Origin of the sequence: Streptomyces olivochromogenes (genome assembly GCF_021538895.1) — a bacterium.
Taxonomy (GTDB): Bacteria; Actinomycetota; Actinomycetes; order Streptomycetales; family Streptomycetaceae; genus Streptomyces; species Streptomyces olivochromogenes_A.
On record NZ_JADDRL010000052.1, the window covers coordinates 1 to 23,808 of the forward strand.

Sequence of the window (23,808 nt, forward strand, 5' to 3'; positions counted from 1 at the left end):
TTGACGACAGGCCCTACGAGGGCCCGCCCCGCGGATCACGTCGATGCGGCGGGTCCCGCACGCCGTGGGGATGTGCGGGGCCCGCCGGGCCGGAGCCCCCGGACGACCGTGCGGGGTCAGGAGCCGCACGGCCCCGGAGGCTCCGGGGCTTTCGCGGGCGCGGTCACCGCCGCGCTCCGTGGGTCTGGTACGGACGCGGAGCGCCGTTTCAGCTGCTGCGCCGCGTGACGAACTCGGCCAGGGCGAGCAACCCGCCCGCCGACTCCGGGTCCGGAACCGCCCGGGCCAGTTCCTGCATGGCCCGGGCCATCCGGTCGGCCGCCTGGGCCTGCGCCCAGTCCCGGCCGCCCGCCCGTTCGACGGCCAGTGCCGTGCGTTCCAGGTCCTTCTCCTCGTAGGGCCGGCCGTACAGCTCGGCCAGTTCGACGGCCGCCGGACTGCCGGAGACGAGGGCCGCGACCACCGGCAGCGACTTCTTGCGGGCGGCGAGGTCCGCGCCGGCCGGTTTGCCGGTGCGGCTGGGGTCGCCCCATATACCGATGACGTCGTCGATCAACTGGAAGGCGAGTCCGGCCTGGCGGCCGAAGCCGTCCAGTGCCGCCACCTCGTCCTCGCTCGCGCCCGCGTACAGGCCGCCGAGCGCGCAGGCGCAGCCGAGGAGCGCGCCGGTCTTGGCCTCGGCCATGGCCAGCACCTCGTCGAGGGTGACCTCGGCGGGGGCCCGCTTCTCCATGGCCGTGTCGGCGTGCTGGCCGGCGCACAGCTCGACGACACAGTCCGCGAGCCGCGCGGCGGCCGCCCCGGACGCCGGGTGCGGGTCCTCGGCCAGCAGCCTGAGGGCCAGCGCCTGGAGGGCGTCCCCGCCGAGGATCGCATCGGCGTCGCCGAACACGGTCCACGCCGTGGGGCGATGCCGGCGCGAGGTGTCCCGGTCCATCACGTCGTCGTGCAGCAGCGTGAAGTTGTGCACCAACTCCACGGCCGCGGCCGCCCGTACGGCCGACGCCGACGCTCCCGGGCCGCCCAGCGCGGCGGCCGCGGAGAGAACGAGCGCGGGCCGGATCGCCTTGCCGGCGTTACCCGCCGCCGGGCTGCCGTCCGCGTGCTGCCACCCGAAGTGGTAGAGAGCGACCCGCCGCATCGAGCCGGGCAACGACTCGATCGCCGCGCGTAGTTCGGGATCAACGGCCACCCGGGCCCGCTCCAGAATCACCCCCGCCTCATGCCCCTCGAACGCCCCGCCGCCGGCCTCCCACCCGCCAAAGGGACCGCCGCCCGAAACCTCCCGCGCACCGAACGGTCCTGACCCCCCGGAAGGACCGCCCGAGACCCCCCGCCCGTCGAATGGGCCTGCCGCGACCTCCCGCCCGCCGACGGAGCCGACCGTGGCCTCCGTCCCGTCCAAGGGGCCGACCGTGGCCGCCCGTCCGTCGAACGGACCGGCCGAGGACGCCCGCCCGTCGAAAGAACCGGCCGGTGCCTCCCGCCCATCAACCAGACCAGCCGAGACCCCCCGCCCGTCGATCGGAGCGATCAGCTCCCCCTGCCCGTCCGGCGAGCCGGGGGCGCCCTCCCCCGCGGGCCCGGTGGGTCCGGCATGCCGGGACGTCTCCGGCGGCTCCGCTGGGCGCTGCTTCGTTTTCGTCAGGTGCTCGGCCATGGGTCCCCCTCGCGGTGTCCGCGGACGGTGGCGCTTGCGCTCCGGCTCGGCGCGTACCACGGGGACCTACCCGCCCCGAGGGGCGGGGACACGGCCGCGAAGTGCGGAAACGTCACCTCCAGCGGCCGATCTCGACGTTCTCCAGGACGCCGAGCGCGTCGGGCACCAGCACCGCCGCCGAGTAGTAGGCGGTCACCAGGTAGTTGATGATGGCCTGTTCGTTGATGCCCATGAAGCGGACGGACAGGCTCGGCTCGATCTCGTCCGGGATGCCCGCCTGCCGCAGCCCGATGACGCCCTGGTCCTCCTCGCCCGTGCGCAGCGCAATGATCGACGTCGTGCGCTCCGGGGTGACCGGGATCTTGTTGCACGGGTAGATCGGCACGCCGCGCCAGGTCGGGATGCGGTTGCCGCCCATGTCGACGCTCTCCGGCACGAGTCCGCGCTTGTTGAGCTCGCGGCCGAACGCGGAGATCGCGCGCGGGTGGGCGAGGAACAGCTTGGTGCTGCGCCGACGGCTGAGCAGCTCGTCCATGTCGTCCGGGCTGGGCACGCCGTCGTGCGGCTGCAGCCGCTGGTCGTACTCGCAGCTGTTCAGCAGTCCGAAGTCGGCGTTGTTGATGAGCTCGTGCTCCTGGCGTTCCTTCAACGCCTCGACCGTGAGCCTGAGCTGCTGCTCGGTCTGGTTCATCGGCTGGTTGTAGAGGTCGGCCACGCGCGTGTGGATGCGCAGTACGGTCTGGGCGATGCTCAGCTCGTACTCGCGGGGCTGGGCCTCGTAGTCCACGAAGGTGTGCGGGATCTCCGGCTCGCCGCTGTGGCCGGCCGCGAGGTCGACCGCCTTCTCCCCGTACTTGTTGGTGCGCTGCTCCGGGATCGCGCGGAGCCGGCGCAGATGCTCGCGGAGCGATTCCGAGCGCTCGGCGATCTGCTCGAAGTCCTGGCGGGACAGGATCAGCACGGTGCAGGCCGTGTCCGCGCGGGCCGTGTACTCCCAGATGGCGTCCGGGTCGAGGAGCGCCTGCTCGCCGAAGTACGCCCCGTCGGCGAGGACACCGAGGACGGCGTCGTCGCCGTACGGACCCGTGCCGATCTTCTCGACCCTGCCGTGGGCCAGCAGGAACACCTCGTCGGCCTGGCTGCCGAAGGAGGCGAGCAGCTGGCCCGGCCCGAACTCCCGCTTGCGGCAGCGCTGGGCCAGCTCCTTGAGCACCTCCCCGTCCTCGTACGACCGCAGGGCCGGCATCTCGCCCAGCTCGGCGGGAATCACCTCGACGCGGTCGCCGGTCTTCACGAAGGTGATGCGGCCGTCGCCGACCGCGTACGTCAGTCGCCGGTTCACCCGGTACGTGCCGCCCTGCACGTTCACCCAGGGCAGCGTCCGCAGCAGCCAGCGGGAGCTGATCTCCTGCATCTGGGGTGCGGACTTGGTGGTGGTGGCCAGGTTCCGCGCGGCCGCCGTGTCCAGACTCTGCTGGGGCTTGGCCTGCTCCGCGTGGACCTCTTCGCCTACCGACATAGAGAAACGCCCTCCCGGTCATACGCCGACGCCCGTATACGCAGCGCATCGGTCTCACGAGCCAGCTTCCATCACGGAAAGTGCTCGTGCCATTACCCAAAAGAGCGGGAATGGATCATCGTACGACTGGGCAGACAGAGGGACTCTGTCCACCGGCCGACGAGGGGCGGGGCGCGCCCCAACGTGTCCGGATCGGCTCGCACACCGTGCGAACGATGTATTCCAGGACGTCCGGTTTCGGTAGAAGCACCGGTACGAGGCGGCCGCGACCGGTGGCCGTAGAGCACAGCGCGAAGGAGGCATCCATGGCCTCACCCATGTCCGCGAGCGGATTTCTGGACGCTCTGAGAGCGGAGGACGTCTGCGTCGTCGAGGTCGGCGACTGGCGGCACCACAACCGCAACCACAAGGGCCCGTGGGGTCCCGTGCACGGCGTGATGATCCACCACACCGTGACCCGGGGAAGCGAACGGACCGTGGAGATCTGCCGCGACGGCTTCGAAGACCTGCCGGGGCCGCTGTGCCACGGCGTGGTCACCAAGGACGGCACGGTCCACCTCGTGGGCTACGGCCGTGCCAACCACGCCGGACTGGGCGACGACGACGTGCTGCGCGCGGTGATCGCCGAGAAGGCGCTGCCGCACGACAACGAGGCGAACACCGACGGCAACCGGCACTTCTACGGCTTCGAGTGCGAGAACCTCGGCGACGGCGAGGACCCCTGGCCCGAGGCCCAGCTGGAGGCCGTCGCGAAGGCGGCCGCGGCCGTCTGCCGGCACCACGGGTGGACGGAACGCTCGGTCATCGGGCACCTGGAGTGGCAGCCCGGGAAGGTGGATCCGCGCGGGTTCACGATGGCCTGGCTCCGGGAGCGGGTCCGCGACCACCTGAAGTGACGACAATGGGGGCGTGACCAGTACGGACGACCTCCGCCCCCGGCTGCCCTCCCCGCTGCGGGAGGCGGCCGACGACCGTTTCGCGCGGCACGGCGTCCGGCTCCTGCTCAAGCGGGACGACCTGATCCACCCGGAGCTGATCGGCAACAAGTGGCGCAAGCTGGTGCCGAACATCGAGGCGGCGGCGGGGCGCGGGCTGGTCACCTTCGGCGGGGCGTACTCCAACCACCTGCGGGCCACGGCCGCCGCGGGCCGGCTCCTGGGCCTGCCCACGGTGGGCGTGGTCCGCGGCCAGGAACTGGCCGACCGCCCCCTGAACCCCTCCCTGGCCCGGTGCGCGGCCGACGGCATGCGGCTGCGCTTCATCGACAGGGCGACGTATCGCCGCAAGGCCGAACCGGAGACCCTGCGCGCCGTCCTGCGGGCGGCCGGGGCCGAGGACGCGTACGTCGTCCCGGAGGGCGGCAGCAACGCCGAGGCGGTCCGCGGCTGCCGGGCACTGGGCGCGGAACTGCGCGGCCGGGCCGATGTCGTCGCCGTCGCCTGCGGCACCGGCGGCACGCTCGCCGGGCTGGCCGCCGGGCTCGCCCCCGAGCAGCGCGCCCTGGGCATACCGGTCCTCAAGGGCGGCTTCCTGACCGCCGAGGTCGAGGCGCTGCAGGAGCGCGCCTTCGGCGCCCGCCGCGGCGCCTGGTCCCTCGACGACCGCTTCCACTTCGGCGGCTACGCCCGCACCACCCCCGAACTCGACGCCTTCGCCGCGGACTTCGAACACCGGCACGGCGTACCCGTCGAACGTCTCTATGTCGCCAAGTTGCTGTACGGACTTGTGGCTCTCGCGGACGAGGGCGCCTTCCCGCGCGGCACGACGCTCGCGGCGGTGGTCACCGGCCGACCGTTCCCGGAGGTGTAGCCCCCGGACCGGTCCTGGCTAGGTGGCCTCCCGGTACGCGGCCGCCTCCTCCAGGTCCAGTCGGCGCAGCAGCGTCCTCAGCATCTCGTCGTCGATGTAGCGGTGGTCGCGGAGTCTGACGAACACCTCGCGTTCGGCGCTGATCATGTCGCGGGACAGCCGGCGGTAGGTGTCGTCGACCGTCTCCCCGGTGACCGGGTTGACCTGGCCGAGCCGCTCCCAGACGGCGTTGCGGCGGCGCTCCAGGACGCTGCGGAGGCGGTCGGCGAGGGGCGGGGGCAGGGCGTTGCGCTCGTCGGCGAGGAGCTCGTCGAGGCGCTGCTCGGCGGCCCGGGAGGCCTGCGCCTGGGCGTTGGCCTCCGCGAGCGTCTCGGCCTGCTGGTCGCGTCCGGGAAACTTCAGCAGCCGGATCAGCGGGGGCAGGGTCAGTCCCTGCACGACCAGCGTCCCGATCACCGTCGTGAACGTCAGGAAGAGGATCAGGTTGCGCTGCGGGAAGGGGGCGCCGCCGTGCATCGTGACCGGGATCGAGAAGGCGATGGCCAGCGAGACCACACCGCGCATCCCGGCCCACGCGGTGACCATCGCGCCCTTCCAGGTCGGGTTCTCCTCGCGTTTCCTGACCCGCGCCGACAGCAGGCGGGGGAGGAAGGCCGCCGGATAGACCCAGACGAACCGGGCCGCGACCACCACCAGGAAGAGGACCACCGCGTACCAGGCGGCGTCGGCGCCCCGGTACTCCCCGAGGCCCTTGAGGACGAACGGCAGCTGCAGCCCGATGAGCGCGAACACCGCCGACTCCAGGACGAAGGCGACCATCCGCCACACCGCCTCCTCCTGCAGGCGGGTGGCGAAGTCGACCTCCCACGCGCGGTGGCCGAGGTAGAGGGCCACGACCACGACCGCGAGGACGCCGGAGGCGTGCACCTGCTCGGCGACGCCGTACGCCACGAACGGGATGAGCAGCGAGAGCGTGTTCTGGAGCAGCGGCTCCTTCAGGTGCGTGCGCAGCCAGTGGATGGGGGCCATCAGGACCAGGCCGATGCCCACGCCACCGACGGCCGCGAGCAGGAACTCGGTGATGCCGCCGGCCCAGGTGGCGCTCTCGCCGAGGGCGGCGAGGAGGGCCACCTTGTAGGCGGTGATCGCGGTGGCGTCGTTCAGCAGGGACTCGCCCTGGAGGATGGTCGTGATGCGGGACGGCAGCCCCACCCGGCGGGCGACCGCCGTCGCCGCCACCGCGTCCGGCGGCGCCACCACCGCGCCCAGCACCAGCGCGGCGGTCAGCGGCATCCCCGGCACGAGCCGGTAGACGGCCCAGCCGACGACGAAGGTCGCGAAGAGCACGTACCCGACCGACAGCAGCGCCACGGGCCGCAGCTGCGCCCGCAGGTCGAGGTACGAGCTGTCGGTGGCGGAGGTGTACAGCAGCGGGGGCAGCAGGAGCGGCAGGACGACGTCCGGGTCGAGGGTGTAGTCCGGGATCCCGGGGACGTACGAGACCACCAGTCCCGCCGCGACCAGCAGCAGCGGCGCCGGCACCGGTGTGCGCCGGGCCGCCGCGGCGACCACCGCACTGCCCGCCACCAGCAACAGCAGCGGCATCACGTCCATGTCTCGCCCGCCCTCGTTCTCCGCTTTCGCGCGACCACCCGCGCGCCCGTCGTAACCTGGCAATCATGAAACAGTGCACGCACGCCGACGCGCTGCCGCACCCCGAACCCGAGCCGCTGCACGAGACCTGCCCGGAATGTCTCGTGAACGGCACGCACCCGGTGCAGCTGCGGCTGTGTCTGTCCTGCGGCCACGTCGGCTGCTGCGACTCCTCGCCGGGACGGCACGCGACGGAGCATCACACGCAGTCCGGTCATCCCGTGATGCGAACCTTCGAACCCGGTGAGAGCTGGCGGTGGTGCTTCGTCGACCACGTACTCGTGTGACACTGCATGCGGCGGCCGGTTGCGACGATTCGACGGTCTGACGTCTGGGTACGTCAAACCGGCGCGCGCTCTTCCCAATTGGGCCCGCAGACCCCTAGACACGGAGCGTATCCACAGGTTTACTGTGAGTGACGCCAGGGGGTTGGGGTCCCGGGGACAGAAAAGTTCGGAGCGCGATAGCGTCACCGCTGTACCACGTATCGCGTTACCCCGGGGGGCAACCCTCGGCCCCGTAAAGCTTGTACCACCATGGAGGTGAGGGTGTCCCAGATCGCAGGCGAGCCCGCGACCCAGGACTTCGTGGAAGTCCGGCTGCCGGCTGCGGGTGCCTACCTGTCGGTGCTGCGGACGGCCACGGCCGGTCTCGCCGCCCGCTTGGACTTCACCCTGGACGAGATCGAGGATCTGCGCATCGCGGTGGACGAGGCCTGCGCGATCCTGCTCCAGCAGGCCGTGTCCGGCTCGGTGCTGAGCTGCGTCTTCCGCCTCGTCGACGACTCGCTGGAAGTCACGGTGTCGGCCCCGACGACCGACGGCCACGCGCCCTCGCGCGACACCTTCGCCTGGACCGTGCTGTCGGCCCTGGCGGGCAAGGTCTCGTCGGCCGTCGACGAGGACAAGACCGTGTCGATCAGCCTCTACAAACAGCGCGGCGCGGGACCCGGGCCGGCGTGAGGAACGGGGACGGACCGGTGCGGGACGAAGAGCGCGGCACACGGGAGCTGCCGGTCGAGGACGGGGGCGTCCCCTGCCCGAGCGGAGGCGAGAGCTTGGCGAACAACCCCACGGGCGGTTCCCGACGCATGACGGACGGCATCGACGCCATCCCCGAGCAGGCCCGGCCGCACCCGGAGGACGACTCCGCGCAGGCCGGCTTCCCGGACGACGGGCAGCGGGATCGGAAAGGTGGCGTGCAGAGCGGGCCTCCGGCACGACGGGGCGGGGCCGTGTCCCCCGGCCGAGCGGAGGCGGCGGCTCGGCGAAGGGCGACGGGCGGGACGATGAGCGAGCACGAGCGAAACTCCGAGGACGACGCGCCGGGCGCGGAGGCCGCGCAGGGCACGCACCACGATCCTCAGGACCGCAGCGGAGCGCGCGCGATGTTCGTCGAGCTGCGCAGCCTGAAGGACGGCAGCCCCGAGTACGCGGAGCTGCGCAACCAGCTGGTCCGCATGCATCTGCCGCTCGTCGAGCACCTCGCGCGCCGCTTCCGCAACCGCGGCGAGCCCCTCGACGACCTGACCCAGGTCGCCACCATCGGCCTGATCAAGTCGGTGGACCGGTTCGACCCCGACCGCGGCGTGGAGTTCTCCACGTACGCCACCCCGACGGTCGTCGGCGAGATCAAGCGCCACTTCCGTGACAAGGGCTGGGCCGTCCGCGTCCCGCGCCGTCTGCAGGAGCTGCGCCTCGCCCTGACCACGGCGACGGCCGAGCTCTCCCAGCAGCACGGGCGCTCCCCCACCGTCCACGAACTCGCCGAGAAGCTCGCCATCTCGGAGGAGGAGGTCCTGGAGGGCCTGGAGTCGGCGAACGCCTACTCCACCCTGTCCCTGGACGTCCCGGACACCGACGACGAGTCCCCGGCGGTCGCCGACACCCTCGGCGCCGAGGACGAGGCGCTGGAGGGCGTGGAGTACCGCGAGTCCCTCAAGCCGCTCCTCGAGGACCTCCCGCCGCGCGAGAAGCGCATCCTGCTCCTGCGCTTCTTCGGCAACATGACCCAGTCCCAGATCGCGCAGGAGGTCGGCATCTCCCAGATGCACGTCTCCCGCCTGCTGGCCCGCACCCTGGCCCAGCTCCGGGAGAAGCTGCTGGTGGAGGAGTAGGCCCACGGCCGACAGACGTCACGGACCGGCGCTCCGAAGCGCCGCGGGCTAGCGCTTCGGTTCCTCCGCCTCCGTGCGTCCCGGGCCCCGGATGCCGAGGGCCGCGGTCGTGGCCGGGTTCACCAGGAGGACCAGGGACGTGACCGCGACCACGGCGAGGGCGATGCCGGCCGGGATCGCGAGGCTGTCGGCCTGCAGGAGGCTGTAGGCGACGGGAAGGGCCATGATCTGGGTGATCACGGCCGGGCCCCGGCTCCAGCTGCGGCGCCGCAGCAACCCGCGCGCGGCGAGCAGGGGAAGCAGGGCCAGGACGATCAGCGTGATGCCCAGAGTGACGGCCTGCTGCCGGTCGTCGGGGTCACCGGTGAGACCGAGGACGAGCACCCATCCGCCGCCGACCAGCAGCGCGAGCCCCTCCAGCGCGGCCAGCGCGGCCGCGTACGTCAGGCGGCGCGGACGGGGGCCATCGGCTCGCGCGGAGTCGGATACGGGGGTCTGCTCGCTGCTCACCCCAGAAGCGTAGCCCTCGCCCCGGGCGCCCGAGTGTCCAGGCTCACGCCCCCATCTCTTACCGGATCCCTACCTCGGTATGGGCCGGGTACCCCCCAGTAGGTACGCTGCAATCCATGCGTGCACTTCTCGTGGTCAATCCGGCGGCAACCACCACAAGCGCACGTAGGCGCGACGTCCTGATCCACGCCCTGGCGAGCGAGATGAAGCTGGAGGCGGTCACCACCGAGTACCGCGGCCACGCGCGCGACCTGGGCCGACAGGCGGCGGAGAGTGACGACATAGATCTGGTGGTCGCCCTCGGCGGTGACGGCACGGTCAACGAGGTCGTCAACGGACTGCTGCACAACGGCCCCGACCCCGAGCGCCTCCCCGGCCTCGCCGTGGTCCCCGGCGGCTCCACCAATGTCTTCGCCCGCGCACTGGGCCTGCCCAACGATCCCGTGGAGGCGACCGGCGCCCTGCTGGACGCCCTGCGCGAGCAGCGCGAGCGCGTCGTCGGCCTCGGGCTCACCTCCGGTACGCCCGGCACCGAGGACGAGGCGGTTCCGGCTCGCTGGTTCACCTTCAACGCCGGTCTCGGCTTCGACGCCGGTGTCGTCGGCCGGGTCGAGCAGCAGCGCGAGCACGGCAAGAAATCCACGCACGCCTTGTACGTACGTCAGGTTGTCCGGCAGTTCCTTGGCGAGCAGCACCGCCGGCACGGCTCGATCACGCTCGAACAACCCGGCGAGGACCCGATCGCCGATCTTGTGGTCGCCATAGTCTCGAACACCTCGCCCTGGACGTATCTCGGCAATCGCCCGATGTACACGTCACCTAAGGCCTCGTTCGATAAGGGACTCGACGTACTCGGTCTCAGCCGCCTGTCCACGGCCGCGGTTGCCCGGTATGGCACCCAGTTGCTCACTTCGTCCCCCGAGCGTGGACCTCACGGCAGGCATGCCACCTCCCTGCACGACCTGGACCGCTTCACCTTGCATTCGAAGGTGCCACTGCCTCTCCAGATGGACGGAGACCACCTCGGGCTGCGTACGAGCGTGACGTTCACAGGCGTACGCCGCGCACTGCGTGTGATTGTGTGAGTGGAACAGGCAAAAGTCCTTTCACTCGAACGTTTAGGCCAGGATCCACCCCATGGAAGTACGGCTGTGACCCAGTCGACACCGAGGAATCAAAAAAAACTTTCCGGAAGGGGTTGTATCCGCCGCTGAGGTTTGCGAGTCTCTACGTGGCGATCGGGACGGCCCGCAACACCGGCCTCCACTGATCACCAGAACCCCTCTTCAAACCCAGGCCATCGCCGGCGAACCTGGCAATGGACCCTTCACTTGTTGAGGGATTCGTGAAAGCGTTCACATTCACAAGCAACCCGCACGTAATACCAAGGAGAGGTAGCAGCCATGGACTGGCGTCACAACGCCGTTTGCCGCGAGGAAGACCCCGAGCTCTTCTTCCCCATCGGCAACACCGGTCCTGCGCTGCTGCAGATCGAGGAAGCCAAGGCCGTCTGCCGTCGCTGCCCCGTCATGGAGCAGTGCCTGCAGTGGGCGCTCGAGTCCGGTCAGGACTCGGGCGTCTGGGGTGGTCTCAGCGAGGACGAGCGCCGCGCCATGAAGCGCCGCGCCGCCCGCAACCGGGCTCGTCAGGCTTCCGCCTGACACTCCCACCCCTGCTGACAGCCTGAGCTTGGCGGCGCGTACAGCGAGTACGCATCTCCCGCCCCCGAGCCGCAGCGCGCAGTACCCCGATGCGCTTAGTAGTAGAAGAGCAGCAACGAGCACTGGCCTCGGACCTGATCAAGGTCCGAGGCTCTTTGCTGTTCGGACGAGTTCCGCTCGCGAACTCGTCGATGTCCGCTCGGTGTTCGCCGGGAGATGTCCCTACTTGTGCGACCGGACCGGAATGTCCAGGATCACCCGTGTCCCGCGCCCGGGCGCCGGGACCATGTCGAACGTTCCGCCCAACTCGCCCTCGACCAGGGTTCGTACGATCTGCAGGCCGAGGTTGCCGGCGGTCTGCGGGTCGAATCCCTCGGGCAGACCGACGCCGTCGTCCTGGACGGTGACGAGGAGGCGGGCCTCCTTGGTGGTGCCGCCGCGGACCGCCGCGACCTCGACCGTGCCGGTGTCGCCCTCCCGGAAGCCGTGTTCGAGGGCGTTCTGCAGGATTTCGGTCAGGACCATCGACAGCGGGGTCGCGACCTCGGCGTCGAGTATCCCGAAGCGGCCGGTGCGTCGGCCGGTGACCTTGCCCGGCGAGATCTCGGCGACCATCGCGAGCACACGGTCGGCGATCTCGTCGAACTCCACGCGCTCGTCCAGGTTCTGCGACAGCGTCTCGTGCACGATGGCGATCGAGCCGACACGCCGGACGGCCTCCTCCAGGGCCTCCCGGCCCCGGTCGGACTCGATGCGCCGCGCCTGGAGGCGGAGCAGGGCCGCGACCGTCTGGAGGTTGTTCTTCACCCGGTGGTGGATCTCCCGGATGGTCGCGTCCTTGGTGATCAACTCGCGTTCGCGGCGCCGCAGTTCGGTGACGTCCCGGAGCAGCACCAGCGAGCCGATCCGGGTCCCCTTGGGCTTGAGCGGGATGGCCCGGAACTGGATGACCCCGTCGTTCCCCTCGATCTCGAACTCACGGGGCGCCCAGCCGCTGGCGACCTTGGCCAGCGCCTCGTCCACCGGCCCCCGGGTCGGGGCGAGTTCGGCGGTGGTCGCGCCCAAGTGGTGGCCGACCAGGTCGGAGGCGAGGCCGAGGCGGTGGTAGGCGGACAGGGCGTTCGGCGAGGCGTACTGGACGGTGCCGTCCGCGTCGAGCCGGATCAGGCCGTCGCCGACGCGCGGCGAGGCGTCCATGTCGACCTGCTGGTCGGGGAACGGGAAGGAGCCGGCCGCGATCATCTGCGCCAGGTCGGAGGCGCTCTGGAGGTAGGTCAGCTCCAGGCGGCTCGGGGTCCGGACGGTGAGCAGGTTGGTGTTGCGGGCGATGACGCCGAGGACGCGCCCCTCACGTCGTACGGGGATCGACTCGACCCGTACGGGGACCTCCTCGCGCCACTCCGGGTCGCCCTCGCGCACGATCCGGCCCTCGTCGAGCGCCGCGTCCAGCATGGGGCGCCGGCCACGCGGGACCAGGTGGCCGACCATGTCGTCCTGGTAGGAGGTGGGGCCGGTGTTGGGCCGCATCTGGGCGACCGAGACGTACCGCGTGCCGTCGCGGGTGGGGACCCACAGGACCAGGTCGGCGAAGGAGAGGTCGGAGAGCAGCTGCCACTCCGAGACCAGCAGATGCAGCCACTCCAGGTCGGAGTCGCCCAGAGCGGTGTGCTGGCGTACGAGTTCGTTCATGGAGGGCACGTGTGCGAGCGTACCCGGGCAGATGTGGATGGCCGAAAAACACCCGCGGGCCGCGGCGCCTGGGAGGGACCCTCAGCCCTCCCGGCACCGCAGCCCGGAGCAGTTTCGGCCGCGGGGTGTGCGGTCCCGACCGGCCGAATGGTGAGGAACCGGGGCAGTCAGGGCAGAGAGCACCGGGTCCTCGGTCCGCCTTCCTGTGCGGGGAAGACGGAAGTCGTCCTCTCGCATTGTGGACTAGACCATGGGGTGTGTCCACGTGTTGGAGGATGTTCACACTTGGCGATCCGCAGCCTAGCCCGCCCGGGTTACGAACGGGGTCGGATCATGATGGCAATTTCCGCCACCGCCACCGATTCTTTTCGGCTGGCGGGGTGTCCGCTCAGCGGGTCTCCGTCACCTTGGCCAGGGCGCGGGGGGCGTCCGGGTCCTGGCCGCGGGCGATGGTGACCTCGTAGGCGAGCAGCTGGAGGGGGATGATCTCCAGGACCGGCTGGAGCTCCTCGGCGACCCCGTCGGTGGGCAGGACGAAGCCGGCCGAGGCCTGCTCGACCTGATGAGCGGGTCCGACGACGACCAGGTCGGCGCCCCGGCCGCGCAGCCGGTCGAGGACGGGCCGGAGGGCCTCGCCGCCCTTGCCGTCCGTGACGACCGCGATGACCGGGGAGACGTTGTCGACCATGGCGAGGGGGCCGTGCAGGAGGTCGGCGCCGGAGTAGGACAGGGCGGGGATGTAGCTGGTCTCCATCAGTTTGAGGGCGGCCTCCTTGGCGGTGGGGTAGCCGTAGCCGCGCGAGGTGATGACCATGCGCTCGGCGAAGCGGTAGCGGGCGGCCAGGGCGCGCACCTCGGCGTGCCGGGCGAGCAGCTGCCCGGCGAGGTCGGGCAGCACCTTCGCGGCGGCGCCGTCACCGCCGCGCAGGCCCTCGACGAAGAGGTAGAGCGCGAGGAGCGAGGCCGTGTAGGTCTTGGTGGCGGGCAGGGCCCGCTCGGGACCGGCCAGGATGTCGATGTGGTACTCGGAGACGCCGGCCAGCGGGGAGTCGGCGTTGTTGGTCACGGCGAGGGTGATCGCGCCGGCCTCGCGGGCGGCCCGGGTGGAGGCGACCAGGTCCGGGGAGCCGCCGGACTGGCTGACGGTGATGACGAGCACGTCGGTCAGGTCGGGGCGGGCGCCGTAGGCCGTGGTGGTCGACATGGACGTGAGGCCGCAGGGCAGGCCGAGGCGGATTTCCAGCAGGTACTTGGCGTACAGGGCCGCGTTGTCGGAGGTGCCGCGGGCGGTGAGCAGCACGAAGCGGGGGCGGCGGGCGGCGATCTCCTGGGCCACCTGCCGGACGGCCGGGGCCCCCTCGTCCAGGATCCGGCGGAGCACGGCGGGCTGTTCGGCCATCTCGCGGGCCATGATCCGGCCCGGACGCTCGTCGGCGGAATCCGAGGTGGTGGCGGTCATCGTGGTTCCTCCCGGGGCAGGCGGGTCACTGGCGGCTCGCCGATCGTCGCCGGTGGTCACTGACGGTCGCCGGCAGGCCGGTGACGGGTCGACGACGAGGTGGCGACGGGTCGGGGACGGGGCGCTGACGGATCCCATTCCACTCCCCGAACAAGGGCGGCGTGCGTGCGGGGTGGATGTTAGATTGGTCTAAACCACATAGACGTTCCAGCCCTCTTCAGAACGGCAGGCCCAGCGTGGAAGTTGTCATCGTTCCGGATGCCACCGCGGGCGGCGAGCTGATCGCCGAGGCCATGGCGGAGTTGCTCCGGCGCAAGCCCGACGCCCTGCTCGGCGTGGCCACCGGCTCCACGCCGCTGCCCATCTACCGGGCGCTGACGGCGAAGGTGCGCGCCGGCGACGTGGACACCTCGCGGGCCCGGATCGCACAGCTCGACGAGTACGTGGGACTGCCCGCCGACCATCCGGAGTCGTACCGTTCGGTGCTCGCGCGGGAGGTGCTGGAGCCGCTCGGGATCACGATGGACGCGTTCCTGGGTCCGGACGGCGCGGCCGAGGACGTGCGGGCGGCGTGCGAGGCGTACGACCGGGCGCTGACCGAGGCCGGCGGCGTGGACCTGCAGCTGCTCGGGATCGGCACCGACGGGCACATCGGGTTCAACGAGCCCTGCTCCTCGCTGGCCTCGCGCACGCGGATCAAGACGCTGACCGAGCAGACCCGCGTCGACAACGCGCGCTTCTTCGACGGGGACATCGAGCAGGTGCCGCACCACGTCATCACTCAGGGCATAGGCACGATCCTGGAGGCACGGCACCTGGTGCTGCTGGCCACCGGGGAGGGCAAGGCGGACGCGGTCGCCGCGACCGTCGAGGGGCCGGTCGCCGCGGTGTGCCCCGCCTCGGCGCTGCAGCTCCACCCGCACGCCACCGTGGTCGTCGACGAGGCGGCCGCCTCCAAGCTGAAGCTGGCGGACTACTTCCGGCACGCGTACGTCAACAAGCCGCAGTGGCAGGGGATCTGACGGTCCCGGCACGTCCGAGGGCGCCGGCTCCCCCAGGGAGTCCGGCGCCCTCGTCGTACGGGCTCGGGGTCAGCGACCCGCGATGACCTCCGCCGCCGCACGGCCGCAGACCCGGGCCGCGCCGTGGGTGGCGATGTGCAGGGCGCCTCGGGGCGTGGACCGGGGCACGCCCATCTCGACCACGATCGTGTCCGGGCGGGCCGCGAGGAGGGTGTCCAGGGCCGCCGCCATCCAGGGGTGCCGGTGCTCGTCGCGGACGACGGCCACCACCCGGCGGTCCCCGGCCGCGGCCAGCGCCTGTGCCCCCGCCGTCTCCCCCGCGAAGCTGCCGGTCTCCGTGCCGGGCAGCAGACGGGCCAGCTCGGCGGCGACACCCCACGGGGTCTCGTCCCCGACGGCGATGTTCGCGAGGGGGGTGAAGGCGGCGACGTACGGCGCCGCGGCCGACGGCTCGTACGACTCTGCGTACGTCACCCGCAGCGCCCGCCGCGCGGCGATCAGCCCGACGCCGGCCCGTACGGCACTTCCGTTCCGGCCGGCCTCGCCCTGGCCCTCGCCCACGACCGCCGACGCACCCGGGCGAACCGTGTCGTCCTTCGCGGTCTTCGCCGCCTGTGCCGTCCAGCGCGCCAGCTCCCGGACGCGCTGCGCCGCGTCCGCCAGGCGCTCCTCGGGGAGTTCGCCCGCGCGTACGGCCAGGACCAGGGCGTCGCGCAGCCGGCGCACCGTCTCGTCGTCCGCGAGGCCGCCGCCCACGCAGATGGCGTCGGCGCCGGCCGCGATGGCGAGGACGCTGCCGCGTTCGATGCCGTAGGTGGCGGCGATGGCCTGCATCTCCATGCCGTCGGTGACGATCAGCCCGGCGTAGCCGAGCTCGCCGCGCAGCAGGTCGGTGAGGATCCGGCGGGAGAGGGTCGCGGGGCGGTCCGGGTCCAGCGCCGGGACCAGGATGTGGGCGCTCATCACGGCCCGGGTGCCGGCGGCGATCGCCGCGCGGAAGGGCACGAGTTCGCGGGCGTCCAGCAGCGCGGCCGCCGCGTCGATGCGGGGCAGCGCGTGGTGCGAGTCGACGGCGGTGTCCCCGTGCCCGGGGAAGTGCTTGGTGCAGGCCGCCACGCCGGCCGACTGGAGGCCGGTGACGTAGGCGGCGGTGTGCCGGGCGACCAGGTCGGTGTCGGCGCCGAAGGACCGTACGCCGATGACCGGGTTGGCGGGGTTGGAGTTCACGTCCGCCGACGGGGCCCAGTTGAGGTTCACGCCGCAGGCCGCGAGGCGACGGCCGAGTTCGCGGGCCACGTCCCTGGTCAGCGCGGTGTCGTCGACCGCGCCGAGGGCGTGGTTGCCGGGGAAGCTGGAGCCCGTGCGCACCTCCAGGCGCGTGACGTCTCCTCCCTCCTCGTCGATCGCGACCAGGACGTCGTCCCGCTCGGTGCGCAACTGTGCGGTCAGGGCGGCCAGTTGTTCCGGGGAGGCGATGTTGCGGCCGAACAGGCCCACGGAGGCGAGGCCCTCGCCGAGCCGGCGCAGCAGCCAGTCGGGGGCCGTGGTGCCGGTGAAGCCGGGCTGGAGGACGGTGAGGGCGTCGCGCGTCAGGGTGTCGGTGCCGCTGGCGAGTGTCGTCATCGGGTGGCGTTATCCCTTCACGGCGCCCGCGGTCAGGCCCGCGGCCATCTTGCGCTGGACGAGGAGGAAGAGGACGACGATCGGCACGGCCATCATCGTGGCGCCGGCCATCATCGGGGCGTACTCGGTGCCGTGCTTGGTCGTGAAGTTGCCGAGCCACACGGTCGCCGTCTGGTGCTCCTGGCTGAGCAGCATGAGGGCGTACAGGTATTCGTTCCAGGCCTGGATGAAGGCGTAGACCGAGGTGGCGACCATGCCGGGGGCGAGGAGCGGGAAGACGACGCGGACGAAGGCGCCGGTGCGGGAGCAGCCGTCGACCATCGCGGCCTCCTCCAGCTCCCGCGGGATGTTGACGATGAAGCCGCGCAGCGTCCACACCGTGAAGGGGAGGATGAAGGTCAGGTAGGTGATGATCAGGCCGGTGAGCTTGTCGTACTGATGCAGGTCGTTCAGCAGCAGGAAGACCGGGATGATCATGGCGACCAGCGGGACCATCTGCACCGCGAGGATGCCCACGATCACTATCTTGCGGCCGCGGAAGGCGAACCGGGAGATGGCGAGCGCGGCGAGCATGCCCACGACGATGCCGATCACCACCACGGACAGGGACACCACCAGGCTGCGGCCGACCGGACCCCAGAAGTCGGCGATGTCCAGCGCGCGGCGGAAGTTGGACAGGGTCAGGCCGGTGGGCAGCAGGCTGGGGTCCGGGTCGATGGCGTCCTTGGCCGGCTTGAACGCCGTGTTCAGCATCCAGTAGACGGGGAAGCCGGCGGTGACGAAGACCAGCAGGCCGAGGAGGTTCCAGCCGAACCTCGACCTCCGGCGGGCGGCGGGGGCGAGCGTGCTCATTCGACCTCTCCGATCTTCAGCATCTGGCGCATGTACACGGCGACCACGCCGAGCAGCAGCACCACGGTGATCAGGGCGATCGCCGAGCCCTGCGCATAGTCGTTGACCACGAAGGCGCGGTCGTACGAGTAGGTGGTCAGGAGCTGGAACTCGGCCTCCGGGTGCCCGCCCCGCATCACGAAGACCTGCGGGAAGACGCCCATGTCCCAGATGACCGACAGGGTCGTGAGCATCACGATGATCGGCTTGAGGATGGGCAGGGTGACGTACCGGAAGACGCCCCAGGAGCCCGCGCCGTCGAGGCGGGCCGCCTCCTCCAGTTCCGCCGGGACCTGAGTGAGGCCGGCGCTGAGCGTGATGACCACGAAGGGGACCGCGCCCCAGACCACCAGGAGCATGATCACGGCCAGTCCCTCGGGGCCGCTCGCGAACCAGTTGTGGCCGATCAGCTCGACGCCCGGCAGCTTGCTCAGCACTGCGTTGAGGACGCCGTAGTCGGCGTCGAAGAGCCACTTGAAGACGGTGGTGGCGACGATGACGGGCATGCCCCAGCTGGCCACCAGCGCGATGTTGACGAGGGTCTTGACCCAGCCGGAGACGCGCTGCAGCAGCAGGGCGATCAGCATGCCGAGGACCATGGTGAGGACGACCGAGCCGACCGCGAAGATCACCGTGCGCAGGACGACCTGCCAGAACTCGTCGTCCCCCAGCACCTTGGAGAAGTTGGCGAAGCCGACGGACTCGGCCGGTTTGAAGCCCCACAGCTGGGACTGCCCGAACTCCTGGAAGGACAGGGTGACCAGGCGGACCAACGGATAGCCCATGACCAGGGCGAGGACCAGCAGACACGGCGCGAGCAGCAACCAGGGGGTGGCCGCCCCGCTCGACGTCCGCTTTCCGCGTGGCCGTTGCGGGACGTCCGGTGGCGGCGCCTGCCGCGGTGGCGGCACCTTGGCAGGGGTGGTCGTGTCTGCGGCACTCATCGCGCGCTCCTCAGCGGTCCCTCGGGTCGTACGAGAGGCGGGGCCCTGTCGGCGGACAGGGCCCCGATCTCAGATCACTTGGTGTTGATGACCTTGTCGATCGCGGCGTCCGCGTCCTTCGCGGCGGCCTCGACCGACTTCTTGCCGGTGCCGATGTTCTGCAGCATGGTCTGCAGGACCTGGGCCTTCTCGACCTGGCCCCAGCCGGGGGCCATCGGGACGAACCAGTTGGACTCGGCCGCGGTGGCCGGCACGACGGTCGCCGGGTCGTTCTTCAGGGTGGCGAGGTCCGTCTTGTTGTTGGGCAGGTTGCCCTTGGCCATCAGACCCTTCTGGCCCTCGGGACCGGTGAAGGCGTTGATCCACTCGGCGGCGACGCCCTGGGCCTTGGACTTCACCGGGATGGCGAGGTCGGAACCGCCGAGGAAGACCGGCAGGTTCTTGCCGGACGGGCCGGGCATCACGAAGTTCTCGAGGTCGTCCTTGAGCTTGCCGGTCTTGTCGTTCTTCGGGTCGGCCGCGGTCGCGCCCTCCCAGGCGGCGCCGAAGATCAGGTCCGACTTGCCCTGGCCGTAGACGATGTAGCGGTCGGACTCGTCCTTCGTCTTGTCGCCGTGCATGTACTTGTCGAGGATGGTCTTGAACTCGTTGAGACCCTTGAGGGACTCGGGCGAGGACAGGTTCGCCTTCCACTGACCGCCGGACTCGACGGCGATGGAGCCGCCGGCGTCGTAGACGAAGGACATGGCCGCGTACCAGTCACGGGTGGGCTGGTACCAGGCGTTGAACTTGGCGCCCTGCTTCTTCTGGATCTTGTCCAGGTCGGAGGTCAGCTCCGTGTAGGTCTTCGGGGGCGCCTTGATGCCGGACGCGGCCGCGATGTCCTTGCGCCAGGTGCCGACCCGGCCACCGGCGTAGTACGGCACGCCGTAGGTCTTGCCGTCGTAGGTCACGGAGGCCTTGAGGCCGTCCAGCCAGGCGGAGGAGTTGCCGAACTGCGCGGCGTCGACGGGCGCGAAGGCGCCCTTGACCATGTAGCCCAGCATCTCGGTGTTGCCCATCTCGACCACGTCGGGGGCCTTGTCGGTGGCGAGGACGGCGTCCAGCTTGGTGTTCTTGTCCGGCCAGCCGTAGTACTCGTGCTTGATCTTGATGCCGGGGTGCTTCTTCTGCACGGCGGCGTCGGCGGCCTTCACCAGGTTGGGCCAGTTGTTCTGGGCGTCCACGGTGAGCCAGACGGTCAGCTCCTTGGCGTCCGCCCCCTTGCCCGAACCGCCGTCGTCCTTCTTGTCACTGCCACACGCCGCGATGGAGACGACCATGCCCGCGATACCGATCGCGGCTATCAGCTTGCGCTTCACGCCACCCTCCTCAGGGATGCCACAAACCCCCCTGCCTCCCCGCGGCAAGCGCCCAACGCTTCGTACCGCCCATGGGGCCGGGACCTGGACCAATGGTGTAGACCAGTACGGGGAGCTTGGCCCAGACCAATAGGCCTGTCAAGGGTGTTCAAGCAGGCTCCGGGCGTCCGTGATGGGACCGAGATATGCAGGGACCTTTCATTGCGCAAGCGACAGATCGGACGGACCAGTTCCGCTGGACCACTGCCATCGGCGACGGGGATGGACTAGACCAACGAGGGGCGCGAAGGTATACCAGAGGGGATCACGGAGCGTGCGGTGGACTCCTGTCGGACGAAGCCGTGCCACGATGTGAGCCGTGACCGGCGGGACGTCGGTCGCTTCGGCACCAGGAGCCGGGAAGGCAGAACATGAGCACCGACGTCAGCAGTGCGGAGAACGAGAATGGGGCTACCGTCCGTACCGCGCGCGTGCCCAAGTACTACCGCTTGAAGAAGCACCTGCTGGACATGACGGAGACGCAGGCTCCCGGCACGCCCGTCCCGCCCGAGCGCACGCTCGCCGCCGAGTTCGACACCTCGCGCACGACCGTGCGCCAGGCCCTCCAGGAGCTGGTCGTCGAGGGCCGCCTGGAGCGCATCCAGGGCAAGGGCACCTTCGTCGCCAAGCCCAAGGTCTCCCAGGCGCTGCAACTCACCTCCTACACCGAGGACATGCGCGCCCAGGGCCTGGAGCCCACCTCGCAGCTGCTGGACATCGGCTACATCACCGCCGACGACCGGCTCGCCGTGCTGCTCGACATCACGGCCGGCGGCCGCGTGCTGCGCATCGAGCGGCTGCGCATGGCCAACGGCGAGCCGATGGCCATCGAGACCACGCACCTGTCGGCGAAGCGCTTCCCCGCGCTGCGCAGATCGCTCGTCAAGTACACGTCCCTCTACACCGCCCTCGCCGAGGTGTACGACGTCCACCTCGCGGAGGCCGAGGAGACCATCGAGACCTCGCTGGCCACCCCGCGCGAGGCGGGCCTGCTCGGCACCGACGTCGGCCTGCCGATGCTGATGCTCTCCCGGCACTCCCTGGACCGCGAGGGCAAGCCGGTGGAGTGGGTCCGCTCCGTCTACCGCGGCGACCGCTACAAGTTCGTGGCCCGCCTCAAGCGCCCCCAGGACTAAGGCCGGTTCGGCCCCCGCGCCCCCGCTCCGGCCGTCGCTTTTGCGTCAACTTCATGGCGGGACCCCAATCTGCACCGAATCGACATACCGATAGGCAGACGAGGTCTTCCACTCGCCCGAGACAGTCGCCTAGATTGCCTGCGCATTACAGGTGATCAGTGGTGATCAGCGAGGGGACGGAGCCGCCTGATGTCAGATGCGTCCGATGTGACCGGAGCGGCGGTGGTGACGCCCCTGCGCGTCGTCATCGCCGTGTGCCTGATCGCGCCCTTCGTGGCGATGCTGTGGGTCGGCTCGTACTCCAAGACGGACCCCGCGTTCATCGGGATCCCGTTCTTCTACTGGTACCAGATGCTGTGGGTGCCGGCCTCCACCGTGCTCACGGTGATCGCGTACCAGCTGTGGCGGCGTGACCAGCGCGCCCGCCGGGCCGCCCGGGACGGGGGTGCGTCGCGATGAAGGACGGTGTGAACGGCGTCGCGCTCGGCGTCTTCATCTTCTTCTTCCTGGCCGTCACGGTCATGGGCTTCCTGGCCGCGCGCTGGCGCAAGGCCGACGACGAGCACTCGCTCGACGAATGGGGCCTGGGCGGACGGTCGTTCGGTACCTGGGTCACCTGGTTCCTGCTCGGCGGCGACCTCTACACGGCGTACACCTTCGTCGCCGTCCCGGCCGCCATCTACGCGGCGGGCGCGGCCGGCTTCTTCGCCGTGCCGTACACGATCCTGGTCTACCCGCTGATCTTCACGTTCCTGCCGCGCCTGTGGTCGGTGTCCCACCGGCACGGCTACGTGACGACCTCGGACTTCGTGCGCGGCCGCTTCGGCTCGAAGGGCCTGTCGCTGGCGGTCGCCGTCACCGGCATCCTCGCCACGATGCCCTACATCGCCCTCCAACTCGTCGGCATCCAGGCCGTACTGGACGTGATGGGCGTGGGCGGCGGCGACAACACGAACTGGTTCGTGAAGGACCTCCCGCTGCTGATCGCCTTCGGCGTGCTGGCGGCCTACACCTACTCCTCGGGCCTGCGCGCCCCCGCCCTGATCGCGTTCGTGAAGGACACGCTGATCTACATCGTCATCGCGGTGGCGATCATCTACATCCCGATCAAGCTGGGCGGCTTCGACGACATCTTCGCCAAGGCGAGCGAGGCGTACGCGCAGACCAACCCGGCGACGGGCAAGCCGCGCGGCGCGCTGGTCCCGGCGGAGGCGGGCCAGTGGACGTACGCCACGCTGGCACTGGGCTCCGCGCTCGCGCTGTTCATGTACCCGCACTCGATCACCGCGACGCTCTCCTCGCGCAGCCGTGAGGTGATCCGCCGCAACACCACGATCCTGCCGCTGTACTCCCTCATGCTCGGCCTGCTGGCCCTGCTGGGCTTCATGGCGATCGCGGCCGGCGTCAAGGTCACCAACGGCCAGCTGGCGATCCCGCAGCTGTTCGAGAACATGTTCCCGGACTGGTTCGCGGGCGTGGCCTTCGCGGCGATCGGCATCGGGGCGCTGGTCCCGGCCGCCATCATGTCCATCGCGGCCGCGAACCTCTTCACCCGCAACATCTACAAGGACTTCATCAAGCCGGACGCGACACCCGCGCAGGAGACGAAGGTCTCCAAACTGGTCTCGCTGCTCGTCAAGGTGGGCGCCCTGGTCTTCGTGCTCACCATGGACAAGACGGTCGCCATCAACTTCCAGCTGCTGGGCGGCATCTGGATCCTGCAGACCTTCCCGGCCCTGGTCGGCGGCCTGTTCACCCGCTGGTTCCACCGCTGGGCCCTGCTCGCCGGCTGGGCGGTCGGCATGGTGTACGGCACCGTCGCCGCCTACGGCGTCGCCTCCCCGACGCAGAAGCACTTCGGCGGCTCGGCGAAGGAGATCCCCGGCATCGGCGAGATCGGCTACATCGGCCTCACGGCGTTCGTGCTGAACCTGGCCGTCACGGTGGTCCTGACCTTCGTCCTGAAGGCCGTGAAGGCTCCCGAGGGCGTCGACCAGACCAGGCCCGAGGACTACACGGCGGACGCCGGAGACCCGGGCGTCGAGGTGGAACTGCCGCCGGCCACGGCGGGCAGCGCCCACTGAGCCGTACATCCTACGAGCGGGCCGCCGACAGCGAGAAGTCGGCGGCCCGTTGTCGTACCCACCGGGCACACTCGGTGCATGGACATCGTGATCCGACCCGTATCCCCCGACGAACACGCCACCCTCGGCGAGATCACCGCCCAGGCCTATCTCCAGGACGGCCTGCTGACCTTCGGCGAGAGCGACTGGTACCTCGGCGAACTGCGCAACGTGGCCAAGCGGGCCGCCGCCGCCGACGTGCTCGTCGCCGTCACCGACGGCGAGGTGCTCGGCGGGGTCACCTTCGTGCCGTCGGGCGGCCCCATGGCCGACATAGCGGGTCCCGGGGAGGCCGAGATCCGCATGCTCGCGGTCTCCCACGCGGCCCGCGGCCGGGGTGCCGGCGAGGCGCTGGTCCGGGCCTGCGTCGACCGCGCGCGGGCCACGCGGGGGTGCGCGGGGATCGTGCTGTCGACCCAGGAGTCGATGCACGCCGCCCACCGGATCTACGAACGGCTCGGTTTCGTCCGCGCCCCCGAGCGCGACTGGAACCCCATTCCGGACGTCGACGACCTCATGCTGCTCACCTATGAGTTGACGCTCTGACACGCTCCGGAGTCGCCACGACACAACATATGGGGGTGCTGTCTCCA

Annotated in this window: 22 protein-coding genes; 12 read left to right on the forward strand and 10 right to left on the reverse strand. The window is 70.7% G+C overall.

Annotated features, from left to right (window positions below; genetic code table 11):
* Positions 1-208 precede the first annotated feature (208 nt).
* Positions 209-1,405 (reverse strand): family 2 encapsulin nanocompartment cargo protein polyprenyl transferase, encoded by a 1,197-nt coding sequence (locus tag IPZ69_RS25115; protein WP_374293867.1) that lies wholly within the window; start codon positions 1,403-1,405, stop codon positions 209-211.
* 367 nt (positions 1,406-1,772) lie between these two features.
* Complete coding sequence (locus tag IPZ69_RS25120) at positions 1,773-3,179, reverse strand: family 2B encapsulin nanocompartment shell protein (protein ID WP_235456678.1); 1,407 nt, start codon at positions 3,177-3,179, stop codon at positions 1,773-1,775.
* A 305-nt stretch (positions 3,180-3,484) separates the two neighbouring features.
* Here IPZ69_RS25120 and IPZ69_RS25125 point away from each other — a divergent pair, with 305 nt between their 5' ends.
* Positions 3,485-4,075 (forward strand): N-acetylmuramoyl-L-alanine amidase, encoded by a 591-nt coding sequence (locus IPZ69_RS25125; protein WP_235456679.1) that lies wholly within the window; start codon positions 3,485-3,487, stop codon positions 4,073-4,075.
* Positions 4,076-4,088: 13 nt separating this feature from the next.
* Positions 4,089-4,988 carry a 1-aminocyclopropane-1-carboxylate deaminase/D-cysteine desulfhydrase gene (locus IPZ69_RS25130; protein ID WP_235456680.1) on the forward strand — a complete coding sequence of 300 codons (900 nt, stop codon included), beginning with the start codon at positions 4,089-4,091 and terminating at the stop codon, positions 4,986-4,988.
* An 18-nt stretch (positions 4,989-5,006) separates the two neighbouring features.
* Here the strand turns inward: IPZ69_RS25130 and IPZ69_RS25135 are convergent, their stop codons facing one another.
* Positions 5,007-6,602, reverse strand: a complete 1,596-nt coding sequence (locus tag IPZ69_RS25135; protein ID WP_235456681.1) for a Na+/H+ antiporter — start codon at positions 6,600-6,602, stop codon at positions 5,007-5,009.
* 65 nt (positions 6,603-6,667) lie between these two features.
* On the opposite strand from IPZ69_RS25135, the gene IPZ69_RS25140 reads away from it, so the two are divergent.
* The 3 genes from IPZ69_RS25140 to IPZ69_RS25150 all read left to right on the forward strand — a co-directional run bounded on the left by IPZ69_RS25140 (position 6,668) and on the right by IPZ69_RS25150 (position 8,757).
* Positions 6,668-6,928 carry a UBP-type zinc finger domain-containing protein gene (locus IPZ69_RS25140; RefSeq protein WP_235456682.1) on the forward strand — a complete coding sequence of 87 codons (261 nt, stop codon included), beginning with the start codon at positions 6,668-6,670 and terminating at the stop codon, positions 6,926-6,928.
* Positions 6,929-7,189: 261 nt separating this feature from the next.
* Positions 7,190-7,603, forward strand: a complete 414-nt coding sequence (locus tag IPZ69_RS25145; RefSeq protein WP_161069408.1) for an anti-sigma regulatory factor — start codon at positions 7,190-7,192, stop codon at positions 7,601-7,603.
* A gap of 17 nt (positions 7,604-7,620) precedes the next feature.
* Entirely contained in the window at positions 7,621-8,757 is a 1,137-nt protein-coding gene (locus IPZ69_RS25150) for an RNA polymerase sigma factor SigF (protein WP_235456685.1), read from the forward strand.
* Positions 8,758-8,805: 48 nt separating this feature from the next.
* On the opposite strand, the gene IPZ69_RS25155 is transcribed toward IPZ69_RS25150, so the two are convergent.
* Complete coding sequence (locus IPZ69_RS25155; protein ID WP_235456687.1) at positions 8,806-9,267, reverse strand: hypothetical protein; 462 nt, start codon at positions 9,265-9,267, stop codon at positions 8,806-8,808.
* A gap of 116 nt (positions 9,268-9,383) precedes the next feature.
* Here IPZ69_RS25155 and IPZ69_RS25160 point away from each other — a divergent pair, with 116 nt between their 5' ends.
* Both IPZ69_RS25160 and IPZ69_RS25165 read left to right on the forward strand, forming a co-directional pair.
* Positions 9,384-10,352 carry a diacylglycerol/lipid kinase family protein gene (locus IPZ69_RS25160; protein WP_235456690.1) on the forward strand — a complete coding sequence of 323 codons (969 nt, stop codon included), beginning with the start codon at positions 9,384-9,386 and terminating at the stop codon, positions 10,350-10,352.
* Between the two features lie 318 nt (positions 10,353-10,670).
* Positions 10,671-10,928 (forward strand): WhiB family transcriptional regulator, encoded by a 258-nt coding sequence (locus tag IPZ69_RS25165; RefSeq protein ID WP_016639615.1) that lies wholly within the window; start codon positions 10,671-10,673, stop codon positions 10,926-10,928.
* A gap of 222 nt (positions 10,929-11,150) precedes the next feature.
* Here IPZ69_RS25165 and IPZ69_RS25170 read toward each other — a convergent pair whose 3' ends face one another.
* Positions 11,151-12,617 (reverse strand): sensor histidine kinase, encoded by a 1,467-nt coding sequence (locus IPZ69_RS25170; protein WP_235456760.1) that lies wholly within the window; start codon positions 12,615-12,617, stop codon positions 11,151-11,153.
* A gap of 388 nt (positions 12,618-13,005) precedes the next feature.
* Positions 13,006-14,076: an SIS domain-containing protein gene (locus tag IPZ69_RS25175; protein ID WP_235456692.1), complete on the reverse strand. Its 1,071-nt coding sequence runs from the start codon at positions 14,074-14,076 to the stop codon at positions 13,006-13,008.
* Between the two features lie 236 nt (positions 14,077-14,312).
* Between IPZ69_RS25175 and nagB the strand changes: the two genes are divergently transcribed.
* The gene (nagB, locus tag IPZ69_RS25180) at positions 14,313-15,098 is read left to right on the forward strand and encodes a glucosamine-6-phosphate deaminase (protein ID WP_235456694.1); all 786 of its coding nucleotides are present in this window, start codon (positions 14,313-14,315) and stop codon (positions 15,096-15,098) included.
* 69 nt (positions 15,099-15,167) lie between these two features.
* Here nagB and IPZ69_RS25185 read toward each other — a convergent pair whose 3' ends face one another.
* The 4 genes from IPZ69_RS25185 to IPZ69_RS25200 form a co-directional block, all read right to left on the reverse strand.
* Positions 15,168-16,721, reverse strand: coding sequence for a glycoside hydrolase family 3 protein (locus IPZ69_RS25185; RefSeq protein ID WP_235456696.1), 1,554 nt, complete (start codon positions 16,719-16,721; stop codon positions 15,168-15,170).
* A gap of 9 nt (positions 16,722-16,730) precedes the next feature.
* The gene (locus IPZ69_RS25190) at positions 16,731-17,573 is read right to left on the reverse strand and encodes a carbohydrate ABC transporter permease (RefSeq protein WP_235456697.1); all 843 of its coding nucleotides are present in this window, start codon (positions 17,571-17,573) and stop codon (positions 16,731-16,733) included.
* Positions 17,570-18,556, reverse strand: coding sequence for a carbohydrate ABC transporter permease (locus tag IPZ69_RS25195; RefSeq protein WP_235456699.1), 987 nt, complete (start codon positions 18,554-18,556; stop codon positions 17,570-17,572). Before IPZ69_RS25195 ends, IPZ69_RS25190 begins: the two co-directional genes overlap by 4 nt.
* 74 nt (positions 18,557-18,630) lie before the next feature.
* Entirely contained in the window at positions 18,631-19,917 is a 1,287-nt protein-coding gene (locus IPZ69_RS25200) for an extracellular solute-binding protein (protein ID WP_235456700.1), read from the reverse strand.
* 410 nt (positions 19,918-20,327) lie between these two features.
* Between IPZ69_RS25200 and IPZ69_RS25205 the strand changes: the two genes are divergently transcribed.
* The 4 genes from IPZ69_RS25205 to IPZ69_RS25220 all read left to right on the forward strand — a co-directional run bounded on the left by IPZ69_RS25205 (position 20,328) and on the right by IPZ69_RS25220 (position 23,761).
* Positions 20,328-21,092, forward strand: coding sequence for a GntR family transcriptional regulator (locus tag IPZ69_RS25205; protein WP_235456701.1), 765 nt, complete (start codon positions 20,328-20,330; stop codon positions 21,090-21,092).
* A gap of 189 nt (positions 21,093-21,281) precedes the next feature.
* Positions 21,282-21,551: a DUF3311 domain-containing protein gene (locus tag IPZ69_RS25210; protein WP_235456702.1), complete on the forward strand. Its 270-nt coding sequence runs from the start codon at positions 21,282-21,284 to the stop codon at positions 21,549-21,551.
* Entirely contained in the window at positions 21,548-23,176 is a 1,629-nt protein-coding gene (gene mctP / locus IPZ69_RS25215; protein ID WP_235456704.1) for a monocarboxylate uptake permease MctP, read from the forward strand. The genes IPZ69_RS25210 and mctP overlap by 4 nt, the downstream gene beginning before the upstream one ends.
* A gap of 78 nt (positions 23,177-23,254) precedes the next feature.
* Positions 23,255-23,761 carry a GNAT family N-acetyltransferase gene (locus IPZ69_RS25220; RefSeq protein WP_235456706.1) on the forward strand — a complete coding sequence of 169 codons (507 nt, stop codon included), beginning with the start codon at positions 23,255-23,257 and terminating at the stop codon, positions 23,759-23,761.
* Positions 23,762-23,808 lie beyond the last annotated feature (47 nt).

Bases quoted from the DNA above. Each gene is read 5' to 3' on its own strand.
- IPZ69_RS25120 (WP_235456678.1), bottom strand. From the start codon at position 3,179: ATGTCGGTAGGCGAAGAGGTCCACGCGGAGCAGGCCAAGCCCCAGCAG.
- IPZ69_RS25125 (WP_235456679.1), top strand. From the start codon at position 3,485: ATGGCCTCACCCATGTCCGCGAGCGGATTTCTGGACGCTCTGAGAGCG.
- IPZ69_RS25135 (WP_235456681.1), bottom strand. From the start codon at position 6,602: ATGGACGTGATGCCGCTGCTGTTGCTGGTGGCGGGCAGTGCGGTGGTC.
- IPZ69_RS25140 (WP_235456682.1), top strand. From the start codon at position 6,668: ATGAAACAGTGCACGCACGCCGACGCGCTGCCGCACCCCGAACCCGAG.
- IPZ69_RS25160 (WP_235456690.1), top strand. From the start codon at position 9,384: ATGCGTGCACTTCTCGTGGTCAATCCGGCGGCAACCACCACAAGCGCA.
- IPZ69_RS25165 (WP_016639615.1), top strand. From the start codon at position 10,671: ATGGACTGGCGTCACAACGCCGTTTGCCGCGAGGAAGACCCCGAGCTC.
- IPZ69_RS25170 (WP_235456760.1), bottom strand. From the start codon at position 12,617: ATGAACGAACTCGTACGCCAGCACACCGCTCTGGGCGACTCCGACCTG.
- IPZ69_RS25175 (WP_235456692.1), bottom strand. From the start codon at position 14,076: ATGACCGCCACCACCTCGGATTCCGCCGACGAGCGTCCGGGCCGGATC.
- IPZ69_RS25185 (WP_235456696.1), bottom strand. From the start codon at position 16,721: ATGACGACACTCGCCAGCGGCACCGACACCCTGACGCGCGACGCCCTC.
- IPZ69_RS25190 (WP_235456697.1), bottom strand. From the start codon at position 17,573: ATGAGCACGCTCGCCCCCGCCGCCCGCCGGAGGTCGAGGTTCGGCTGG.
- IPZ69_RS25195 (WP_235456699.1), bottom strand. From the start codon at position 18,556: ATGAGTGCCGCAGACACGACCACCCCTGCCAAGGTGCCGCCACCGCGG.
- IPZ69_RS25205 (WP_235456701.1), top strand. From the start codon at position 20,328: ATGAGCACCGACGTCAGCAGTGCGGAGAACGAGAATGGGGCTACCGTC.
- IPZ69_RS25210 (WP_235456702.1), top strand. From the start codon at position 21,282: ATGTCAGATGCGTCCGATGTGACCGGAGCGGCGGTGGTGACGCCCCTG.
- mctP (WP_235456704.1), top strand. From the start codon at position 21,548: ATGAAGGACGGTGTGAACGGCGTCGCGCTCGGCGTCTTCATCTTCTTC.
- IPZ69_RS25220 (WP_235456706.1), top strand. From the start codon at position 23,255: ATGGACATCGTGATCCGACCCGTATCCCCCGACGAACACGCCACCCTC.